Genomic DNA, 19,688 nt, shown 5'->3' with positions numbered 1-19,688 from the left:
CGGTGCGGAAGCGGCGGCTGAGATAAGCATGTCTCAAGCTAAACAGGGCACGACGGGATCGGCGCGGGTACCCGCACTACTTGAAGGTAGACCCAGGTCTACCTTCGTTCGATCCGGAATATGCGAGAATGCTGGCCATGGCGCAGTTTCGTGTTGTCCGGAGGGTGCTGACGGAATCCATTGCAGCAATGGCCTTCCCGTTTCTGCTGCTTTCCGTTCTCATTGCGCCGGTATCAGCCCCGGTAGTGGCGGAGACGGACCGTTCGAGAGCCCGGTTCTGCGGCGTCGAGACGATGCCCCTGAGACCCTCTGCCGACAGCTGGGCGCAGTGGGTGGCGCGCCAGCTGCGCTCACGGTCAATATGGCGCACTGACTTCCCGATTTACGTCACCGCCGTGATCCTGTCCGTGCTGTCACTGGTGGTGGCCTTCTTCGGATTCATCGGCGCTGTCGCGCTGATTTTCTCTCCCGTCCTGTGGCTCTTCGGCATCGCCGCACAGGTCGGGCCCTTCACCCCGAAAACCATGCAGGAATCCCTCCTGGCAATGCCCGCGGGTATTGCCCTCGGTGCGGTCACCGCGAGCATGCTGACCGGAATTTCTCTTCTTCGAGACCTTTTCCTGCGTACCTTTTCCGGAAGTCGGGATACGGATCTGCTCGCGAAGCTGGAGGAGCTCCGTACCAGTCGGGCTTCGCTGACAGCAGCTTTCGAATTCGAGCGACAGCGCATCGAGCGTGATCTGCACGACGGCGCCCAGCAGGAGCTCGTCGCCGTCGTCATGCGTCTTGGGATGCTGGAAGCCACAGCCACAGCCACAGCCACCGCTGCCGACCAGGAGCGAATCGTGCGGCTGGCGCGTCAGGCCCAGGGCCACGCGGAGCGCGCACTCGAACGGCTGAGGGAGACGGTGCGCGACATCCACCCCCGTGAACTGAGCGACCTCGGTCTCATCGCCGCTGTCCGGGAGCTGGCCGCGCGATCGCCTTTGCGGGTCGAGTTGACCACCACCGGCGATGACGCCCAGCTTTCGTCACCGACTGCGACGGCCGTGTACTTCACGGTGTCCGAGGCTCTGACGAATATCGCGAAGCACGCGGGTGTGGGAAGCGCTCGGATCGATATGCGATGCACCGCAACCGGCGTGCGTGTGCGCGTGCGCGACGACGGTGCAGGCGGTGCGAGAATCGACGCGGGTTCCGGGCTCGCCGGACTGCGTGAGCGGATGCGAAGCGTCGGTGGGAATCTCGAAATTCTCAGCCCGGCGGGTGGCGGAACGGAAGTCGTAGCGTCCGCCCCCAGCCAACCCGCGTGGTGATAAAATCGAGCAGGACGAGCCGGTAGGGAGGGGGCATGAGAATTGTCCTGGCAGACGACAGCGTATTGATACGCGCCGGCATCCGGGAGATTTTGACTTCCCACGCCCATGATGTGATCCGCGAATGTGAAGACGCCGACGAACTGGTCGCCGCCGTCGATGAACTCGCGCGTGCCGGCGCCGCCCCGGACGTGGTGATCACGGACGTACGCATGCCCCCCAGGAACACCGATGACGGACTCCGCGCCGCTATCGATCTGCGGTCGCGTCACCGGGATTTGCCGGTGCTGGTTCTCTCCGCCTATGTCACGGGCCCATATGTACGGGAGCTTCTGAACGGTCCCGGTGCTGACGGAGCCGTCGGCTATCTGCTCAAGGAGAAGGTGGGCCGAGTCGCCGACTTCCTGCGAGCCATTGAGACGGTCTCCGGAGGCGGGGTCGTGATCGACCCCGAGGTTGTCCGCCACGTCACCCGCGCGGACTCGCCGCAGGGGCCGCTGGCCCGGCTTACCGCTCGTGAACGAGAGGTGCTCGCCCTCATGGCCGAAGGGCGCTCCAACGCGGAAATCGCGACGGAGCTGTTTCTTTCGGGGGCTTCCGTGAGTAAGCATGTGGCGAACGTGTTCGTCAAGCTCGGCATGACCCCCGACGAGGACAACCGACGTGTGAAGGCCATTCTGACCTGGTTCGAATACCACTAGCGGCTGTGGGTCGATTGAGTCCGGACTCGACCCCGACGTCTCCACCTCGCGCATTCATGGCGCCTGTTGTCCGAGCGGGTGGTACGACGCGATCCGTCCGCTCGACACCCTCCCGAACCCCGGCCGATCAGGCACACCGAGCGGCCTGTCGAACGTGAACCGGCCCACCGGAACCGTGGAACCCGGCGCACACCCGACGCGACGACCCGGCCGTCACCACACCCACGACCGGCCCGCACAAGGAAAGCGGCCCGCCGATGGATCCGATGGGCCGTCAGGAACGAAAGCCCGAGGCCAACTGCGTGCCTCGGGGTGGCCTCGCGGCACGAACGACTGCCGTCTACCAATGTGTCGGCCGAATCGCCTGCTCCGGGGCGGACGCCGCTGAATCCGGTTGGCATATCCGCAGGTCAGAAACGTTCCCAGGTGTCCACTATCGGACTCGGTCACCACGTGTTGTGACGAGGATTCCCGACGGGCACGGGGCACGGGGCACGGGGCACGGGGGCGCGGGGACGGGCGGCGGAGCGGATCGGATTCCTCTGTCCGCGCGGAGTAATCGCTTGATGAGGCACGGGACTTGGCGGACACTGTCGCGGTGTTCACCGATGCCGACGTTGCCGCGCTGTATGACGTGCTGAACCCGTGGGACCCCGTTCGACGGGCCGAGGACGGCTTCTACTTCCCGTTGGTCATGGACGCGGAGTCGGTGCTGGACATCGGCTGTGGCACCGGGGCCATGCTGCGGCTCGCACGTGAGCGGGGCCATCGCGGCCGGCTCGCCGGGCTGGACCCCGATCGTGCCGCGCTGGCGCGGGCCCGGCGCCGGGCCGACATCGAGTGGAGTGAGGGCACCGCGGCGGACGCGAGGAGCGGCGCCGGATTCGCACTGGCGACGATGACCGGCCACGCCTTCCAGAACCTGATCACCGATCACGATGTGCGCTCCTCGCTCACCGCGATCCACGGGACGCTGCGCCGGGGCGGCCGATTCGTCTTCGAGACCAGGCATCCGCAGGCGCGGGCCTGGGAGGGGTGGACCCCGGCGAACCCGGACGACGTCGTCGAAGTCGTCCACGAGGACGGCCGCGCCCTGCGCTACTGGCACGACGTCGATTCCGTCACCGGTGAGGTGGTCACGTTCCACGGGACGGTGGCCGATCCGGACGGCACCGTGCTCCGCGTGCTCCGTGAAAGCCTGCGTTTCCTCGATGTGGCGGCGCTCGGCAGGTTCCTCGACGGGGCGGGCTTCGAGGTCGAGGGGCAGTACGGCGACTGGCACCGGGGACCTGTCACCGGGGACAGCCGGGAGATCGTCACCGTCGCCCGTCGCGGCTGAACCGTGTCACCGCGCGGCCCTCGCGCTCCGGGTGCCCGGAGGGGGACAGTGTACGGACGTGCCGGCACCGGACCTGGGGCACCGAGCGGGAGGCAGCAGCGGATGGATGACATGGACCCGGGGCTCTTCGGACCCCGATCGGTCACCTGGCAGATGCACGGCGACCCGATGATGTGGGTCGCGGGGGTGCGGGCGCTGTACCTCCAGGCGCTGCACCCGCGCGCCGTCCGGGGCGTCATGCAGAACTCGGACTTCCGCGAGGACGCCTGGGGGCGGCTGATGCGTACCGCCTCGTTCGTCGGCACCGTCACCTACGGCACCACCCCCGCCGCAGAGAAGGCCGGTGCCAGGGTCCGCAAGATACACAGCGTCCTCAAGGCCACCGACCCGGCGACCGGTGAGACCTACGGCATCGACGAACCGGAACTGCTCCTCTGGGTGCACTGCGCCGAGGTCGACTCCTACCTCCAGGTCGAACGCCGCTCCGGCTACCCGCTGACCGACGCCCTGGCCGACCGCTATGTCGACGAACACCGCCGGAGCGCACGCCTCGTCGGACTCGATCCGGACCGTGTGCCCGCCTCCACCGCCGGGCTCACGGCCTACTTCGACGGGGTGCGCCACGAACTCGCCGCCGGAGAGGAGGCGTTGGATGTCGATGACTTCCTGTGCAACCCGCCCGTACATCCCCTGCTGGTTCCGGCGCGTGCGCTGCTCTGGCGGCGCGTGGCGGCGCTCGCCTACCAGTCGCTGCCCTCGTACGCCCATGAGCTGTACGGCCGTCCGGCGCTGCCCCCGGACGTCGTCGACCGCCGTCTGCGCGCCGTCGGTACCGCCCTGCGCGCCGTACCCGCCCGGCTGCGCTGGCAACTGCCGCCGGGACACATTCTGAAGGCGATGGCGCGACTCGGCCCCGGAAGCCGCCCCACCCCGTACAAACTCCGCAGACAGGAAGCCATACTGGACGGGGGACCGGGGAGGGTGCGGGCGTAGACGGAGCGACGGGGGCGAGAAGCAGGCGATGGCGGACACCAGGCTGATCCAGAGCCGGTACCGGCTGCTCGATGTGATCGGGCGCGGGGGCATGGGCGAGGTGTGGCGGGCGCGGGACGAGTCGCTCGGCCGCCAGGTCGCCGTCAAGTGCCTCAAGCCGGTGGGATCCCAGCACGATCAGTCCTTCACCCGCATACTGCGCGAACGCTTCCGGCGCGAGGCCCGGGTGGCCGCCTCGCTCCAGCACCGCGGTGTCACCGTCGTCCATGACTTCGGCGAGCACGAGGGCGTTCTCTTCCTGGTCATGGAGCTCCTGGACGGGAGCAATCTGAGCCAGCTCCTGGAGGAGAACAGACAGCACCCGCTGCCTGTCGAGGACATCGTCGACATCGCGGAACAGGTCGCCGACGCCCTCGGATACACCCATCAGCAGGGCATCGTGCACCGGGACCTCAAGCCCGCCAACATCATGCGTCTCGCCGACGGCACGGTGAAGATCTGCGACTTCGGCATCGCGCGGCTCGGCCGGGAGATCGGCTTCACCTCGCGTCTCACCGGCACCGGCATCGCGATGGGCACCCCGCACTACATGTCGCCCGAGCAGATCAGCGGCGGCCAGGTCGACCACCGCAGCGACCTCTACTCGCTGGGCTGTGTGCTGTACGAGATCGCCACGGGCGTACCGCCGTTCGACCTGGACGACGCCTGGTCCATCCTCGTCGGACACCGCGACACCCCGCCGGAACCGCTGCGCAGCCACCGCGCCGAACTCCCGGGCTTCCTCGACCGCGTCGTCCTCGACCTGCTGGCCAAGACGCCCGACGGGCGGCCGAGCGACGCGGGCGACCTGCGCCGCCGGATCGTGCTCGGGCGCACGGGCGGGCAGCCGTACGCCGGTGTTCCCGGGCGGGTCCACCTGGCCGCGCAGTCCCGTACCCCGCAGGCCCCGGACCCGTCCGTCCCGGCCCTGCCCCTCCCGCAGCCTGCCCGTCCGCCCGCCGTCCGGGAGCCGGGGCTGCCGGCCTGGACGCGCGACATGACCGCGGGTCACCAGGCGACCGGCGCGCTGCTGCCCGGCGCGTACCTGCCCGACCACTCGGCCGGACTGACCGGGCAGTGGACGACCGGCATCGCCTTGCCGGCCCCCTCGGACGGCGGCCCGTCCGGCCCGCCCGGGTGCCCCACGACCGCCCCCGCCGCCCTGCCGGGCAACGGCCCCTCGCCCGCACTGGTCGACGCCCTCGCCGTGCGCCACGGCGAGGGCGTCGCCCTGAGCCGTCGTGGGCTCTGGGAGGAGGCGGGCGAGGCGCACCGCGCCGTCGCCGTCGCCCGCGAACAGGCGCTCGGCCCCGATCACCCCGACACGCTCGCCAGCCGGTACGAGACCGGGTTCGCCCTCAGCCGCACCGACCGTGCCGCCGATGCCCTGCGGGAGTTCGGCCGGGTCGCCGAGGGCCGCGAGCGCACCCTGGGCCCCGATCATCCGGAGACCCTGGCCGCCCGGCAGGAGACCGCGTACGTGCTGGGCAGGCTCGGCCGGCACCTCGACGCCCACCAGGTGTACGCGGCCGTTCTCGCCTCCCGTGAGCGCTCCATGGGCCACGATCACCCGGACACGCTGCGCTGCCGCCACAACCTGGCGTACAACCTCAGCAGGCTCGGGCGGCTGGAGGAGTCCTGCCGGATGGCCCGGGAGGTGGCGGACGCCCGCGCCCGGCTGCTCGGCCCGGCGCACCCCGACACCCTCGTCACCCTCTACGAAGTGGCGTACACCCTCGGTCAGCTGGGGTGCTGGGAGGACGCGCTGGCGACGTACCGGGAGGTGGCACGGGCCCGTGCCGTCACGCTCGGCGCCGATCACCCCGACACCCTCTCCGCCCGCTACGAGATCGGCATCAGCCTGGGCAGGCTGGGCCTCGGCGCGGAGGCCCTGGAGCTGTACGGCGATCTGGTCACGGACCGGACCAGGATCAACGGGCCCGCCGACGCGGAGACCCTGCGCGCCCGGCACGGACTCGGGGTCAACCTGGGGCGGATGTCCCGCTGGGAGGAGGCGCTCGCCGAGGCGCGCGAGGTGTGCGGGCTCCGCGAGCGGACGCTGGGCCCCGACCACCTCGACACCCTCATCAGCCGCCGCGAGATCGCCGTGGGGCTCGGCTGGCTGGGACGTTGGGCGGAGGCCCTCACGGTCTACCGGGAAGTCGCCGAGGCCCGCGGCCGTGTACTGGGCGCGGACCATCCCGATGCCCTGGCCAGCCGGAACGACGAGGCGCACTGCCTGGAACAGCTCGGGCGGACGGGCGAGGCGGCGGAGCTGTACCGGTCGGTCGCCGCGCGGCGCGGGCAGCACGTACCTCCGCCGCGCTGAGCCCACGGCACCGCGCTCGCCACAGCTCCCGGCGGGCCACTGCTCCCGGCACGGAACGCCACAGCTCCCGGTACGCCACAGCTCCCGGTGGGCCACCGTTCCCGGCACGGCGTGCCGCGGGGCACCGGGCCGGAAGCGGCGCGGGGCGGACGCCCGGTGTGCCGACGATGACCGCCGCACCACCCCGGACGCCCGCCCCCGCCGGACCCGCTACCGGCCGAACACGCCCCGCAGCGCGCCGAGCTTGCGCGGCAGGTCGTACTCCGCGCCGCCCTCGTGCCCGTTGTACGTGAACACCTCGATCTCGGCGGGTCCCGCGTAGCGGTGATAGGCCGCGAACACGGTCGAGGACGGGCAGATCTTGTCCATCAGCCCCACCGAGAACCACGCCGGAGCGGTCGCCCGCGCCGCGAAGTTGACCCCGTCGAAGTACGACAGCGTCTCCATCGCCTCCTCGGCCCGGAACCGGTGCCCGGACAGCCAGCGGGCGATCTCCGCGTACGGTCCGGCGTCCGTGATCTGCGAGGCGCGCCGGTAGTGGCAGAGGAACGGCACATCGGCGACCACCGCCGCCGGATCGTCGCGCAGCCCGGCGACGGCGAGCGCGAGCCCGCCGCCCTGGCTGCCGCCGAGGACCGCGACCCGGGAGGAGTCCACGGCCTCGTGGGCCTTCGCCGCGTCGACGGCCCGCACCGCGTCGGTGATGAGCCGGCGGTAGTAGTGCTTGTACGGGTCCTCGATGCCCCGGGTCAGGAAGCCGGGGGAGGAGGAACCGTGACCCTCGGGCCCGATGTCCGGGGTGTCCGCGGTCTGCTTGCCACCGCCGCCCTGCCCCCGGTTGTCCATGATCAGGTGGGCGTAGCCGAGCGCGCTCCAGGTCAGCCAGGAGTAGGGGATGCCGCGGCCGCCGTTGTAGCCGATGTACTGCACCACGGCGGGCAGCGGGCCCGAGCGGACCTTGGGCAGCATCAGCCAGGCCTTCACCGGCTGGCCGCCCCAGCCGCGGAACGTCACGTCGAACACGTCGACGGTCGCGAACCCGGCGTCGTACGGGACGAACTCGGCGTCGAGGCCGTGCCGTTGCGTCTCGGCGAGGGTCTTCGCCCAGAAGGCGTCGAAGTCGGCCGGCTCCTGCGGCTCCGGCCGGTATTCGCGCAGCCGCTCCAGGGGCATGTCGAACAGCAAGGGTCTAGCTCCTCTTCAGCGTGAGGTTGAGGGTCGCACCGTGGTGCGCGGCGGTGTCGGCGGTGATCCTGATGCCGTCGGCGGTGGGTGCGGCGCTGATCCCGGGGTCGGACGAGGCGAGCGTCAGGCCCCGCCCGGTCAGCTCGATGACCACGGAGGACCGCAGCTGGGTCGGGTCGGACAGCGACACGGTCACCGTCTTTCCGGCCGGGCGCACGAGAACCGAGGCCGGACCGTCGGCCTTGAGCTCCTGCGCGGTGCCCGCGGTCCAGAAGTTGGCGGCGAGCAGGCCGTCCGCGCAGCGGCGTACCGCGTGCACGGCGGTGGAGCCGGCGACCAGCTTCACCGGCGGGGCGGCCGACAGCAGCTTCGTGCGCTCGGCGGAGGCGGCCGGGGCCTGGAGGTAGAAGTAGCCCGCGTCGCTCGGCGCGGTGCCGTGGTCCTGCCACAGCGTCAGGTACGGGCGGGTCACCGGGGTGTCCGTGCCGTACTTGAGGTTGATCTCCCGCCAGGTCGCGGTGCGCTCCTCGCGCAGGCCCCGCAGCGCGGTGGCCGTGGGGAAGACATAGCCGCCGGTCCCGGCGACATGGAGCCACTTCACCTGGTCCAGCTGGGCCGACCAGCCCGCGTCGGTGGGCGCCGCCTTACCGTTGACCAGCAGCGCGGCCTTCGGGTCGCGCAGCTTGCGGTTCTCCACCACCGTCTCGGCCCGGCCCGCGTCCGCCGTGATGCCCGAGCCGACACACGCGATGACATCGTCCAGGCAGAACCAGCTCTTCAGCCCGTGCAGGGTGCTGCCGAACGCGCGCAGTTCCATGCCGTAGGCGCCGAGCGTCGTTCCGGGGAGCGAGGTTCCGCCCGCCCAGTCGGCCGTGCTGGTGGTGCGCTGGCCCGCCGCGTCCGCCGGCCGGCCCGCGATGACGGTGGTGCCGGGCAGCCTGGCCGGGTCGACGGTCGGCCAGTAGTCCTCGCTGTAGTGCCCGAGGTCGTCCGTGTACAGCAGCACCATGCCGTCGGAGAGGTGCCAGGCGTGCAGGTTCTCGTTCTGGATCGACTCGTAGTTGTAGATCCGGGTCGAGTACGCGGAGATACCGAGTGCGAACGAGGGCCTGTGGTGCGCCGCCTTGTCCATCCGGGGGTGCTGCTTGTGCGCCACCAGCGGGCCGCGGGCGGGCACGGCGGAGTCGATGACCTGCCGGGCGGCGACCAGCGAGGCCAGATCGGTGACGGCGAGGAAGTCCCGGTAGGTGTCCTCGGCGATCCACTGCTTGACCAGTGCGGTGAACCGTTCGCTGCTCTCGCCGGGGAAGCTCGGGATCAGCCGCAGCACCGCCTCGATGACCGTCTGCGCCGAGACATGGCCCTGCTTGCTGGGCCGGGCGATCTCCCGGCCGCAGACCGAGGCCATCATGTCGCCGCGGGTCATCAGGGGGTCGAAACCGTCGTCGACCCAGCTGCGGACGTTGTCGAGATCGGGGTCGGTGACCTTCCACGCCGTACCGGCCAGCAGGTTCAGCAGCCGGGAGAGGTTGTTGAGCAGTTCCTTGCCGTAGCCGCCGTTGTACGGGTGCTTGTAGTGCTGGAGGAACGAGCCGTCGGAGTAGAAACCCTCGCCGGTGCCGGCCGCGCCACCGGTGCCGTTGAAGGCGAGGACGCTGTTGGCGCCGGAACCCTCGACGTCCGAAAGAGCGTCCCGGACCCGGGCCAGCGCGTCGCTGTCGTCGCGCAGCACGGCGTTGACGGCGACGACGGTGGAGATCCACACCCGGTTGGCGCCGGTCGCGATCTGCCGGTCGGCCCGCCAGAGGTTCGGGTCCGGGGTGTAGTGCCGCACCGCGGTGGTGATCCGGGTCAGCCGCTCGGCGCCGAGCACGTCGTACAGCAGCACCGAGGCGTCGTTGAGCGCCAGCGCCGAGCCGATCTCCCAGTCCCAGTCGTTGTCGAACCGGGTGTGCTCGGGGCCGTAGCGGTGGGTCAGCATCCAGTCGATGCCGCCGAGCAGTGAATCGCGCAGTGCGGTGTCGCCGTACTGCGGGGTGCCCGGGACCGCCCAGGCGGTCGCGGCCGTGGCGAGCCGCTTGAACGACGTGGTGACGTGGTTGGAGAGCGTCGTGCTGGTCAGATCGGGGAACAGCCCGTCGGTACGGGTGGGGTCCAGGCCGTTGGCGGCGGTGGTCGCGGCCCGGCCGATCCGGGCGATGGCGGCGGCGATCCGCGCGTCGCTCTGGTCGAGACCGGGGCCGCCGGTCAGCAGGGTGTGCCAGCGGACGCGCAGCGATGCCGCGTCCCCGGTGGCCGCCTGCGCGCTGCCGCCGAGAGTCAGCGGCAGCGCGGCGGCGGCGCCCAGCGCGGCGGCACCCGCGAGAACGGTGCGCCGGGTGGCGCCGGTGGGCGTGATCCGGGGGGTGGCCGGGGAAGTGCCTCGGGTGGTGCCTCGGTTCATGATGCGGGCCCTCACAGGAGGTGTCGGCGGTCCACGGCCGCGGCGAGCGCGGCATGGCCGGAGGGGGTGGGATGCAGGCCGTCACCGCTGTCGTACGCGGGCAGCAGGCGTGCGGGGCGGGCCGGGTCGCGCAGCGCGGCGTCGAAGTCGGCGACGCCGTCGAAGAGCTGTCCGGTGCGTACGGCGCGGTTGATCCGCTGCCGGACCGTGTCGAGCTCCGGTGTCCAGCGGATCCACCCCTCGAAGGGGGTGATGGTGGAACCGATGATCCGCAGCCCGGCGCTCCGGGCCCGCAGCGCCAGCTGCCGGTAGCCGGCGAGGACGAGCGCGGGATCGGTCTGGCTGGGCGGCTGCTGGACGTCGTTGATCCCCAGGTGCACGATCACGGAGCGCAGTCCCGGCAGCGAGAGCACATCGCGGTCGAAGCGGGACTGGCCGCCGGGACCGAAGCGGGCGTCGTCCAGCAGTACCCGGTTGCCGCTGATCCCGAGGTTGGCGACGGCCGAGCCGGGCAGCCGCCGGGCCAGCTGGTCGGGCCAGCGCAGATCGGCGTCATCGGGGGTCCCGACGCCCTCCGCGATGGAGTCGCCGAGGACGGCGACGACCGGTCCGTGCGCCCCGGTCGTCTCGACGCCCGTCAGCAGGAAGACGGAGGTGGTGCGGACGCCGTCGACCGTGTGCGACGCATGGGTGTTGCGGTGGAAGGACAGCGGCCCGGTGGGACCGGGCAGCCGGGTCGTCACCGTCAGCCGTGACCCGTCCGCCGCCCGCAGCCCCTCGACCGTGTCACTGGTGAGCGAGGCGCCCGCGGCCAGCCACGCCTGGCCGCGGCCGGCGAACGTGACGGGGCGCCCGCCCGCGGTCACCGGGCCGATCAGGACCGGTACGGTGCCGAAGGCGTTGCCGTACCGCAGCCGTACCTGCCCGCCCGCCGACAGCCGCAGTACCGCGGTGAACTCGCCGTCGGTGAGACCGGCGCTCGCCACGGTGTCGGCGGGCGTCGGCGCGGTCTGCGCGGTCGCCCAGGACGTGGTCCAGCGCGAGCGGCGCGCAGCCGTCCGGTCCGCGGCGTCGGCGGTGGGAGCGGCCAGTGTCACCGCGGCCACCCCGGCGGCCCCGGCGGCCGCCGCCTGGAGTACCCCGCGTCTCGCGGGCCCCCGGCCGGTCACTGGGGGCACGCGCCGGTCGGGTTGTACTCGGCACCGTAGGTGCCGACCGCGTTGCCGCCGGTGTTGCCGCTCATGGTGTTGGTGCAGACGTCGTTCTGCGGGGTGCGCATGAACTTGATGCCGCCGCCCGCGTTGCCGGTGATGGTGTTGCCGTAGACGCTGGTGTCCGTGCCGTCCGTCGCGGTGTCGCCGCCGAGCCGGATGCCGGCGCCCGTGTTGTCGTGAACGGTGTTGTACCGGAAGATGTTGCCGCTGCCGCGTGCGTCCAGCCCGCCGGAGCTGGAGTCCTTCTGGCCGCTGCAGTCGTTGTACTCGACGTAATTGTTGGTCGAGTTCTCCTTCACGTCCACGCACTCGTTGCCCTGGGTGGCGATGGTGTTGTGGTGGATGCGGTTGTTCCTGCTGATGTCGGCGGCCGCGTCCGGGGCGCCATTGGCACCCTGCTGCTCGGGGGCGGTGCCGAGGTAGATGCCCTCGCCGTTCTTGCCGCCGCCGCCGAACTTGAAGTCGGCCACACCGCAGTTGGTGATGGTGTTCTCGTCCACCTCGGCGCCGGTGACGAGATAGCGCAGCCGCAGGCACTCGTCGGCGGCGTTCTTCAGGGTCATCCCGGTGATGCGCAGTGCGCCCACACCGTTACCCGGAGTCGTGCTCATGACATATATGAGCTTGAGGCGGTAGCCCGACACATCGGTGGACGACCCGTGCAGCCCGTCCACCGTGAAGCCGCTCAGCGTCGTCGAGTCGTGCTGGACCTGAATGATCCGGGCGTCACCGGCGCCCTTGACCACCGCGTTCGAGGGGCCCGTGATGGTGACCCCGGCGCGCTTGGTGATGACGTCCTGCTTGTACGTACCGGCCGCGAGGTTCACGACCGCACCCGTCGGGGCCAGATCCACGGCCTTCTGGATCGTGGCCAGCGGGGCGCCCGCCGACGTACCGGCGTTGCTGTCGCTGCCGGACGGCGAGACGTAGTACGCGCTCGCCGCCTCGGCGGCGGCCGCCGGGGAGGGCAGGGCGAACGGGGCGACGCCTGCGGCGAGCGCCGCGGCGAGGGTGGTGCGCATGACACGGCTCATGGGGTATGCCTCCTGGGATCCGCGAAGGACAGAGCGAGCAGTACGGGGATGCTGGGGCCCAGAAGCAGCGGACCCAGCGGTACGACGAGGGAAAGCAGCACGGCGGAGATCACCGCGCCGAGCAGTGCGGTGCCCCGGGCCGGAGACCCGAAGCCGAGCGCCAGCGCGCGGAGCGACCAGGTCCGCGGAGAATCCTCCGGACTGAGGCCGGCCTCCGCGGCGAGCGCCACGTGATGGATGACGAGCGCGGCCGCGATGCCCGCCTGGGCGGCGAGCACCACGAACGTCCAGGGCTCGGAACGGCCCAGGAAGTAGACGATGTTGGCGGCCAGCATGCCCGCCGCGGCGGTGGACAGGAGCCCGTGCCGCCACAGCGCGCGCCAGTACCGCCCGAACGCGGTGAAGGTGTTGGTGAAACAGTGGCTGTCCCCCTCCGCGCGCCACCGCTGGAGGGCGTACCCCATCGCGGCGAGCGCGGGCAGCCACGTCACGACACCCAACGCCAGCACGGCGAACGCGGCGCCGGCGGCAACCGGATACGCCACGAACTCCAGGCGGCGCAGCAGTGTCGGCCAGCCGGACGACTTGGGCGCGCGCTGCGGCGCGGAGAGGGTTGCCCGCATGGTTCAGCCGACCTTTCCTGTGTACGGCTCGGTGACATCGAGGAGGAGCCGGCCCTCCAGTTCCAGCCGGGTGGCCGCCACGACGTACGGCGCGTCCGCGCCGCCGAGGAGGACGGCCGCGGCGTCGGCGGAGAGCGCGGCGGTGCGGATCCGGCGGGCGACGGGGGAGAGGAAGACACGCTCCGCGGCGCCCTGCCCCGCCCCGACCGCACCCTCCGTACGGAAGACGACGCCGTGCCCCTCCTCGCACACGGCCGCTTCGGCCGTGCACGCCCCGCCCGGGGCGATCGTGGTGAGGAAGAGCCCGTCCCGGGACCGGGGGGTGGTGGCCCGCAGCGTGTGCAGGGTGCGGGTCAGACGCAGCTCCGGCGTACTGGACGTCGGGTTGGCCTCGACCTCGGTGACCTCGCAGCTCACGGAGGCGTCCAGCGGCGCGAACCGCTGGACGAGTGCGGTGGCCGCCCCCGACCGGATCAGCCGGCCGCCGTCCGCCAGCGGCTCGGTCGGCCGGTCGGTCTGGAGCAGGAACGTCCACTCGCGCTCCTCGTCCGCCTCGGCGAGGTCGAGCAGGACGAGCCGCCCCGCCGGGGTGAACACCAGGGTCCGGTCCAGCCGCCGTACCCCCAGCGCGGGGTCGTACATCGCGGCGATCCCGGCCGTCGCGTGTGCCCACCCGCCACCGGCGTCCACCAGCACATCGCGCTGACGGGCCTGGCGCTCGTACGGAATGTCCTTGTAGACGTGATAACGGTCCTCATCGGCATACCCCTGCCCGTCCACCAGCAGCAGATTGTGGTGCGCGGCCCGCTTGCGGTTGCTGTACCCCTCGTCCACGGCGAGGAACGCGCCCTGCGAGACCAGCACGAAGGAACCCGAATCCGGGTGGTGATGCCCCTGGTTCAGGGTCTCCCAGCCCAGCTCCGCCCGGTGCTTCTCACTCGTCTCCCACGCACCGTGGCCACCGCCGGGACTCGCCTTGAACGACACCAGCGTGGCGTCGTCCTCCCAGCCGGTCCGGGCCGCGAGCAGCCCCAGGTCCGGGAAGAACGCCCGGGTCTCGGTGGGCCGTGCCGCCGCCACGGACGGGTCGTACCAGAGGTACTCCAGGTACGCCTCCGGCAGGATGCCCGGCCGTACCCCGCTCTCCGCGGCCTCCGCCCACAGCAGTTCGCCCGAGGCCAGATCGCCCATCCACTGTGCCTCCGGGATGCCGTACTGCGCGGCCAGGCGGTAGTAGAGCCCGGCGCTGTGGCCACTGCGCCGGTCGTGGCAGTCCCCGTGGTCGACGTTGAACGCGAAGCCGGGCGCCGTCTGATGCAACCGGTAGCGAAAGGTATTGGCCAGGAAACCGCCCCGGTCCCACCAGTCGATGCCCTCGGCCTCCTGGAGGAGATCCAGATGGACCGCGAGGAACGGCACCCCGTAGCGCCAGTACACGACGCCCTCGGCATGCGAACCGTCCTTGGGCATCAGGTCCAGGACCGTGCCCAGATTCTCCTTGGCGCGCTCGGTCCACTCCTCCTTGCCCAGCGCGTAACCGGCCGTCGCCAGACCCGCGTAACAGATCCAGTTGTGGTTCTGCCAGTAGGACGAAGACCACCAGCGCCCCTCGCTCGCCACCGCGAACTCGTACAGCCGCCGACCCTGGAGCAGCAGCTTGTACCGCAGCAGGGCCCTTACGCCGTCCGGGAGTTCGTCACCGATCCACCGGAGGGCGAGCGAGAGGTGGTGCAGCAGCCAGCCCGCGTCCAGGTCGTGGTCGGGCATATGGGCCTTGCCCCAGTGCGGCAGGCGCACCGCCGCCTCGATCCACCGCCGGCTCTCCGCCAGATCGGCCGGGTCCCCGCCGATCCGGTACGCCAGCGCCGGATTGGACGCCGCCGGGCCCAGCCAGGTGATGCTGGCCGAGGGATGCGTGCGGGGCGGAGTCAGCCCGCGATGCCGGACCGCCTCCTCGCGCACCCGGGTCTCCTGGGCGGGGCGCGGACCGGGCGGCGGGGTCGCCGAGAGCAGCAAGGATCAGCCCTCCGTCCGGAAGCGCGCCGTCGTACCGTCCGCCAGTTCCACCGTCAGCTCCTCGCCGTCCAGTCGTACCTCGCTCACCGCGGGACCCGCGGACGCCGCCTGGTACACCGAGGCGAACACCACGTGCTCCGACTCCGCGGTGAGGTCGACGCGGGTACGCGTGCGCTGCGGGTCGTCCGCGGGACCCGGACCCGGCCGCGTCAGCGGACGCACCGTGACCCCGGAGGTGTGGGTGTGCCAGCCGTGCAGGGTCTCGTCGCCGTACCAGGTGGTGCGCAGCGGACCGGCCGCCTGCACCTGGACGTCCAGCGAGGTGCCGGGACGCAGCTGCGCCGTGACCCGGCGCGCCTCCCGGCCCGTCACCGTCAGCAGATCCACCAGATAGCAGGCGCCCACCGCGACATGCCGGACCGCGCGCACCCCCTCGTACGCCTCGGTGACCTCGGCGGTCACCGAGACGGCGTCCGAGCCGAGCAGCGTGCCCGCGCACTCGGCCTGCTCGGCGCCGTCCACCCGGAACGCCGGGTGGGCCTCGGTCGACGCGTAGAGATCACGGAACTCGGTGTGGGCGTACGGCACCTGCCCGGGATCCGGTTGCCACGGGGTGGTGTCCCCGTACAGATACAGCGACAGCTTGTCGCGGTGCCCGTGCGAGCCGCCGTGCGGGCCGAAGTCCACCAGGGCGTGGATGCCCGCGGCGCGCAGCACCCCGTACCCGGCCACCGGATACACGGTGACGGGCGTGGCGGGCGCCGGGCGCTCGGGCAGCGGAGGGCCGGCGAACCAGCCGTCCAGCAGCGCGTCGAGCCCGTCGTCGGCCGCGCCCAGCTCCTCCCGGGCCCGCGCGGCCACCGGCTCCAGCGCGGCAGAGGGCACCAACTGCTGTGCCAGCGCGACCAGTTCGAGCCACTCCAGGGCGAGGGGAGCGCGCAGGTACGGGCCGTCGTGCAGCGCGGGCAGAATGCCGCCCGGAGTCGCGATCGTGGCCAGCACGTCCGTCATCCCGGCCAGCACGCCCGCCACATCGGCGGGTATGGCCGACGGGTCGGTGGAGCGCAGCGCCAGCAGCGCCGCCCGCAGGACGAAGCCGTGGTAGTAGGTACTGCCTTCCCACTCCCAGCCGTCCTCGGCGACGGCGGCCCGCAGATGCGCGTACAGCCCGCCCTCGCCCTCCAGCCACTCCTTGGCCCCGTCCCACTCCCGGCCCCGCACCGCCGCGGCCGCACGGCTCGCGGCGGCTCCGGCGGAGTTCAGCCACGCCGTGTAGTTTGAGGCCAGATGGCCCTGGCCGGTGAGCACCTCACGGGCGTCGAGCGCGGCCTGTTCCAGGTCGTCCAGCAACGGCAGCAGAACGGCCAGCCCCTGGACACCCCGCTCGGCGAGCGTGCTCACCGTGTCGCCGACGTTCACCGCCCAGATGGCGTCCGTCAGCGCCTGGTGGAACAGCCGGCCGCGCAGCATCCAGGTCTGCGCCTCGCCGTGCCGGTCGGTGGCCAGCTCCGCGTACAGCGCCGCGTACTCCACCAGCCGCGCCACCGCCTCGGAGTCCTGCCCGCCGCGGTGGGCGAGCACCCGCAGGTGCCGCGCCCACGCCTGGTGCGACAGCACCGTCCAGGCGCCGCGCACCGCCTCGTTGTCCACCCGGCAGCCGTGCGCGCAGCGCGCGCCGCCCGCCGGGAAGACGCCTGCGAGCAGATCGCCGTGCTCCAGCTCCACACCGTGCGCCGGGCAGATGTACGCGTGCCACCAGCCGCCGCGCACCCGGGCGATCCGCCTCAACGCGGCCATACGCCACCGTCGATGTCCACCGTGGTGGCGGTGAGGAAGCCGGAGGCGGGCGAGGCGAGGTGCACCACGGCAGAGGCGACGTCCTCCGGGGTGCCGGCGCGGCCCACCGGGATGCCCGCCTCCATCGCCTGCTGCGCCTCGGGCGCGGTGAACGTGTCGTGGAAGGCGGTGCCCTTGATGAAGCCCGGGGCGACCGTGTTGACGGTGATCCCGGTACCGGCCAGCTCCTTGGCCAGGCCCTTGGTGAACCCGCGGATACCGGCCTTGGCGGCGGCGTACGCCACCGAACCCGGGCCGCCGCCGTTGTGCGCGGCCAGCGAGGACATCGTGATGATGCGACCGGCGGACGACTGTGTCAGATGCGGCAGCGCGGCCCGTACGGTGCGGAAGGCCGAGGTGAGGTTGACGGAGAGGACCTGGTCGAAGTGGTCGTCGCTCATCTCGGCGATCTTCGCGCGGCCGATCAGGTGGCCCGCATTGCAGACCAGTACGTCGAGCCCGCCGAGGAAGCCGGTGGCCTCCTCGACCAGGCGGTCCACATCGGCGGTGACCGTCACATCGGCCTTGAACGCCTTCGCCCGGCGGCCCAGTGCCTCGATCGCGGAGACCGTCTTCGCGGCCTCGTCGGCGGAGGAGTGGTAGTGGACGGCGACATCGGCGCCGGCCTCGGCGAGGGCGACGGCGATGGCACGGCCGATGCCGTGGCCCGCCCCCGTCACCAGTGCGCGGGAGCCGTGGAGATCAGCAGACATGGGTGAAGCCCTTTCGATAACCGGTCGTCCGAGGACCGGAACCGGTCACTTGAGACCGGCGGTTGCGAAGCCCTGCACGAAATAGCGCTGGCCGATGAGGAAGAGAATGACCATGGGCAGGGTGGCCAGCGTGGTGCCGGCCATCAGGAAGTGCCATTGCGGGCCGTTCTCCGTCTTGAAGACGGAGAGCCCCACCTGGATCACGCGGAGGCTGTCCGTGCGGGTCACCAGCAGCGGCCACAGGAAGTTGTTCCACGAGGTCTCGAAGGTCAGCAGCGCCACGGTGGTGAGCGCGGGCTTGACCTGCGGTGTCATGATCCGGGCGTAGATCCGGAACTCGCCGAGCCCGTCGAGCCGGGCCGCCTCCTCCAGCTCCACCGGGAGGTCCAGATAGAACTGGCGGAAGAGGAAGACCGCGAACGGGGTGACGGCACCGGGGACGATGAGCGCCCACCAGGTGTCCAGCCAGCCGCTGCCGCCCTGGCCGAGGATGTCGTTCCCACCGGCCAGCGGCATGAAACGGACGATCAGGAACTCCGGCAGCACCTTGGTGTACGTCGGGATCATCAGCGCCGCGATGAACAGGAAGAAGATCACTTCGCTGCCGCGGAACCTGATCCGTGCCAGCGCGTACCCCGCCATCGAGGCGATCAGCACATTGAGCACGGTGTGGCTGAGGGCGATGATGAAGCTGTTGCGGGCGTACGTGGCGAACGGTGCCGCCTTCAGCGCGTCGACGTAGTTCCCGAACGCCCAGTGCTCCGGAAGGAGTCCGGCGTCCTGGGAGGCGATCTCCACCGGCGTCTTGAGCGAGGTGAGCACCATCCAGACGAACGGCACCACCATCAGCAGGGAGACCACCGACAGCGTCAGATAGAGCGCGATCCTCCCGGCGGAAACCGGCTTGCGCTTCTGCCGGGGCCTCGGCGCGGACGCCGGCTTCTGCAGCTCAGCTGTGGCCACGGGTGCCTCCCATGATCCGCCGGTTGACCAGGGTGAAGCCCATCAGCAGCACGAACAGCACCAGTGACTGCGCGCTGGCGTAGCCGACGCGGAACTCCCGGAAGGCGGACTTGTAGATCTCGAACGTCATCATCGTGGTGCTGTTGGCGGGGCCGCCGTCGGTGAGGATGTAGATCTGGTCGAAGGACTGGAACGCGGTGACCATCGAGGTGATGAGCACGAAGAACGTCGCGGGCTTCAGCAGCGGCAGCGTGATGGAGAAGAACTGCCGCGCCTTGGAGGCGCCGTCCACCGAGGCCGCTTCGTACAGCTCCCTCGGCATGGACTGGAGCGCGGCCAAGTAGATGAGCATCTTCATGCCGATGCCCTGCCAGATGCCGACCAGGATCACCGAGGGCATCGCCCAGCTCGTCGAGGCCAGCCAGGCCGGACCGTCGACGCCCACGAACGAGAGCAGCGCGTTGAGCAGGCCGTTGCCCGGGTTGTAGATCCACAGCCAGACCAGCGCGATGGCGACGGTCGCCGTGATCTGCGGCAGGAACACCGCGGTACGGAAGAGGCCGCGCGCCTTGAGACCGGTGTGCAGCGCCAGGGCCACCAGCAGGCCGAGCATCATCCCGACCGGCACGGTGAAGAAGGTGTAGATGACCGTGTTGACGATGGACTTGCGGAAGACCGCGTCGTCCATCATGTCCCGGAAGTTGTCCAGGCCCACGAACTGCGGCGCCGTCAGCACGTCGTACTTCGTGAAGGCCAGGACCACCGAGGCCACGACCGGCAGGCCGATCCACAGCGAGGCGTGCAGCAGCGCGGGCGCCACCATGAGCATGCCTGCCCGGCGGCGTCGGCGCCCGGGTCCCGTGGGGACCCGGCCGGTGCGCTTCGGCGCCGATTTCTCAGGTGCGGCGGGCGGCCGCGCGGGCCGTGCCTTCATTACGGATGTC

Annotated in this window: 15 protein-coding genes; 5 read left to right on the top strand and 10 right to left on the bottom strand. The window is 71.2% G+C overall.

The window, feature by feature from the left end; all coding sequences use genetic code 11:
- The first annotated feature begins 137 nt into the window (after positions 1-137).
- The 5 genes from ACIGJO_RS13000 (at position 138) to ACIGJO_RS12980 (ending at position 6,717) form a co-directional block, all read left to right on the top strand.
- A complete protein-coding gene (locus tag ACIGJO_RS13000) occupies positions 138-1,316 on the top strand; it encodes a sensor histidine kinase (protein ID WP_399956407.1) in 1,179 nt (392 codons plus the stop codon).
- Between the two features lie 35 nt (positions 1,317-1,351).
- Positions 1,352-2,017 carry a response regulator gene (locus tag ACIGJO_RS12995; RefSeq protein WP_399956404.1) on the top strand — a complete coding sequence of 222 codons (666 nt, stop codon included), beginning with the start codon at positions 1,352-1,354 and terminating at the stop codon, positions 2,015-2,017.
- Between the two features lie 598 nt (positions 2,018-2,615).
- Positions 2,616-3,356, top strand: a complete 741-nt coding sequence (locus ACIGJO_RS12990) for a class I SAM-dependent methyltransferase (protein ID WP_399956941.1) — start codon at positions 2,616-2,618, stop codon at positions 3,354-3,356.
- 102 nt (positions 3,357-3,458) lie between these two features.
- Positions 3,459-4,349 (top strand): oxygenase MpaB family protein, encoded by an 891-nt coding sequence (locus ACIGJO_RS12985; RefSeq protein ID WP_399956401.1) that lies wholly within the window; start codon positions 3,459-3,461, stop codon positions 4,347-4,349.
- A gap of 28 nt (positions 4,350-4,377) precedes the next feature.
- Positions 4,378-6,717, top strand: a complete 2,340-nt coding sequence (locus ACIGJO_RS12980; RefSeq protein ID WP_399956398.1) for a tetratricopeptide repeat protein — start codon at positions 4,378-4,380, stop codon at positions 6,715-6,717.
- Between the two features lie 210 nt (positions 6,718-6,927).
- Here ACIGJO_RS12980 and ACIGJO_RS12975 read toward each other — a convergent pair whose 3' ends face one another.
- From ACIGJO_RS12975 to ACIGJO_RS12930, 10 genes are read right to left on the bottom strand one after another with little or no spacing between them, the layout of a single operon-like run.
- A complete protein-coding gene (locus ACIGJO_RS12975; RefSeq protein WP_399956395.1) occupies positions 6,928-7,902 on the bottom strand; it encodes an acetylxylan esterase in 975 nt (324 codons plus the stop codon).
- Positions 7,903-7,906: 4 nt separating this feature from the next.
- Entirely contained in the window at positions 7,907-10,345 is a 2,439-nt protein-coding gene (locus tag ACIGJO_RS12970; RefSeq protein WP_399956392.1) for a polysaccharide lyase 8 family protein, read from the bottom strand.
- Positions 10,346-10,356: 11 nt separating this feature from the next.
- Positions 10,357-11,523, bottom strand: a complete 1,167-nt coding sequence (locus ACIGJO_RS12965; protein WP_399956389.1) for an SGNH/GDSL hydrolase family protein — start codon at positions 11,521-11,523, stop codon at positions 10,357-10,359.
- Positions 11,511-12,593, bottom strand: coding sequence for a right-handed parallel beta-helix repeat-containing protein (locus ACIGJO_RS12960; protein ID WP_266928730.1), 1,083 nt, complete (start codon positions 12,591-12,593; stop codon positions 11,511-11,513). Before ACIGJO_RS12960 ends, ACIGJO_RS12965 begins: the two co-directional genes overlap by 13 nt.
- A complete protein-coding gene (locus ACIGJO_RS12955; protein ID WP_399956386.1) occupies positions 12,590-13,216 on the bottom strand; it encodes a DUF624 domain-containing protein in 627 nt (208 codons plus the stop codon). Before ACIGJO_RS12955 ends, ACIGJO_RS12960 begins: the two co-directional genes overlap by 4 nt.
- A gap of 3 nt (positions 13,217-13,219) precedes the next feature.
- The gene (locus tag ACIGJO_RS12950; RefSeq protein ID WP_399956383.1) at positions 13,220-15,232 is read right to left on the bottom strand and encodes a hypothetical protein; all 2,013 of its coding nucleotides are present in this window, start codon (positions 15,230-15,232) and stop codon (positions 13,220-13,222) included.
- 3 nt (positions 15,233-15,235) lie between these two features.
- Positions 15,236-17,029, bottom strand: a complete 1,794-nt coding sequence (locus tag ACIGJO_RS12945; protein WP_399956380.1) for a heparinase II/III family protein — start codon at positions 17,027-17,029, stop codon at positions 15,236-15,238.
- Positions 17,017-17,781 carry an SDR family NAD(P)-dependent oxidoreductase gene (locus ACIGJO_RS12940; RefSeq protein ID WP_399956377.1) on the bottom strand — a complete coding sequence of 255 codons (765 nt, stop codon included), beginning with the start codon at positions 17,779-17,781 and terminating at the stop codon, positions 17,017-17,019. The genes ACIGJO_RS12945 and ACIGJO_RS12940 overlap by 13 nt, the downstream gene beginning before the upstream one ends.
- Before the next feature lie 45 nt (positions 17,782-17,826).
- Positions 17,827-18,744: a carbohydrate ABC transporter permease gene (locus tag ACIGJO_RS12935; RefSeq protein WP_399956374.1), complete on the bottom strand. Its 918-nt coding sequence runs from the start codon at positions 18,742-18,744 to the stop codon at positions 17,827-17,829.
- The gene (locus ACIGJO_RS12930; RefSeq protein ID WP_399956371.1) at positions 18,731-19,567 is read right to left on the bottom strand and encodes a carbohydrate ABC transporter permease; all 837 of its coding nucleotides are present in this window, start codon (positions 19,565-19,567) and stop codon (positions 18,731-18,733) included. The genes ACIGJO_RS12935 and ACIGJO_RS12930 overlap by 14 nt, the downstream gene beginning before the upstream one ends.
- Positions 19,568-19,688 lie beyond the last annotated feature (121 nt).

The sequence above is a fragment of the Streptomyces sp. NPDC079020 genome, from assembly GCF_044542225.1.
Taxonomy (GTDB): Bacteria; Actinomycetota; Actinomycetes; order Streptomycetales; family Streptomycetaceae; genus Streptomyces.
The sequence above is the reverse complement of the archived record's forward strand: the minus strand, read 5'-3'. Positions and strand labels throughout refer to the sequence as shown.

Excerpts from the sequence above, each read along its gene's own strand:
- ACIGJO_RS12930 (WP_399956371.1), bottom strand. The coding sequence starts at position 19,567 with ATGGTGGCGCCCGCGCTGCTGCACGCCTCGCTGTGGATCGGCCTGCCG.
- ACIGJO_RS12995 (WP_399956404.1), top strand. The coding sequence starts at position 1,352 with ATGAGAATTGTCCTGGCAGACGACAGCGTATTGATACGCGCCGGCATC.
- ACIGJO_RS12955 (WP_399956386.1), bottom strand. The coding sequence starts at position 13,216 with ATGCGGGCAACCCTCTCCGCGCCGCAGCGCGCGCCCAAGTCGTCCGGC.
- ACIGJO_RS13000 (WP_399956407.1), top strand. The coding sequence starts at position 138 with ATGGCGCAGTTTCGTGTTGTCCGGAGGGTGCTGACGGAATCCATTGCA.
- ACIGJO_RS12985 (WP_399956401.1), top strand. The coding sequence starts at position 3,459 with ATGGATGACATGGACCCGGGGCTCTTCGGACCCCGATCGGTCACCTGG.
- ACIGJO_RS12970 (WP_399956392.1), bottom strand. The coding sequence starts at position 10,345 with ATGAACCGAGGCACCACCCGAGGCACTTCCCCGGCCACCCCCCGGATC.
- ACIGJO_RS12940 (WP_399956377.1), bottom strand. The coding sequence starts at position 17,781 with ATGTCTGCTGATCTCCACGGCTCCCGCGCACTGGTGACGGGGGCGGGC.
- ACIGJO_RS12980 (WP_399956398.1), top strand. The coding sequence starts at position 4,378 with ATGGCGGACACCAGGCTGATCCAGAGCCGGTACCGGCTGCTCGATGTG.
- ACIGJO_RS12960 (WP_266928730.1), bottom strand. The coding sequence starts at position 12,593 with ATGAGCCGTGTCATGCGCACCACCCTCGCCGCGGCGCTCGCCGCAGGC.
- ACIGJO_RS12945 (WP_399956380.1), bottom strand. The coding sequence starts at position 17,029 with ATGGCCGCGTTGAGGCGGATCGCCCGGGTGCGCGGCGGCTGGTGGCAC.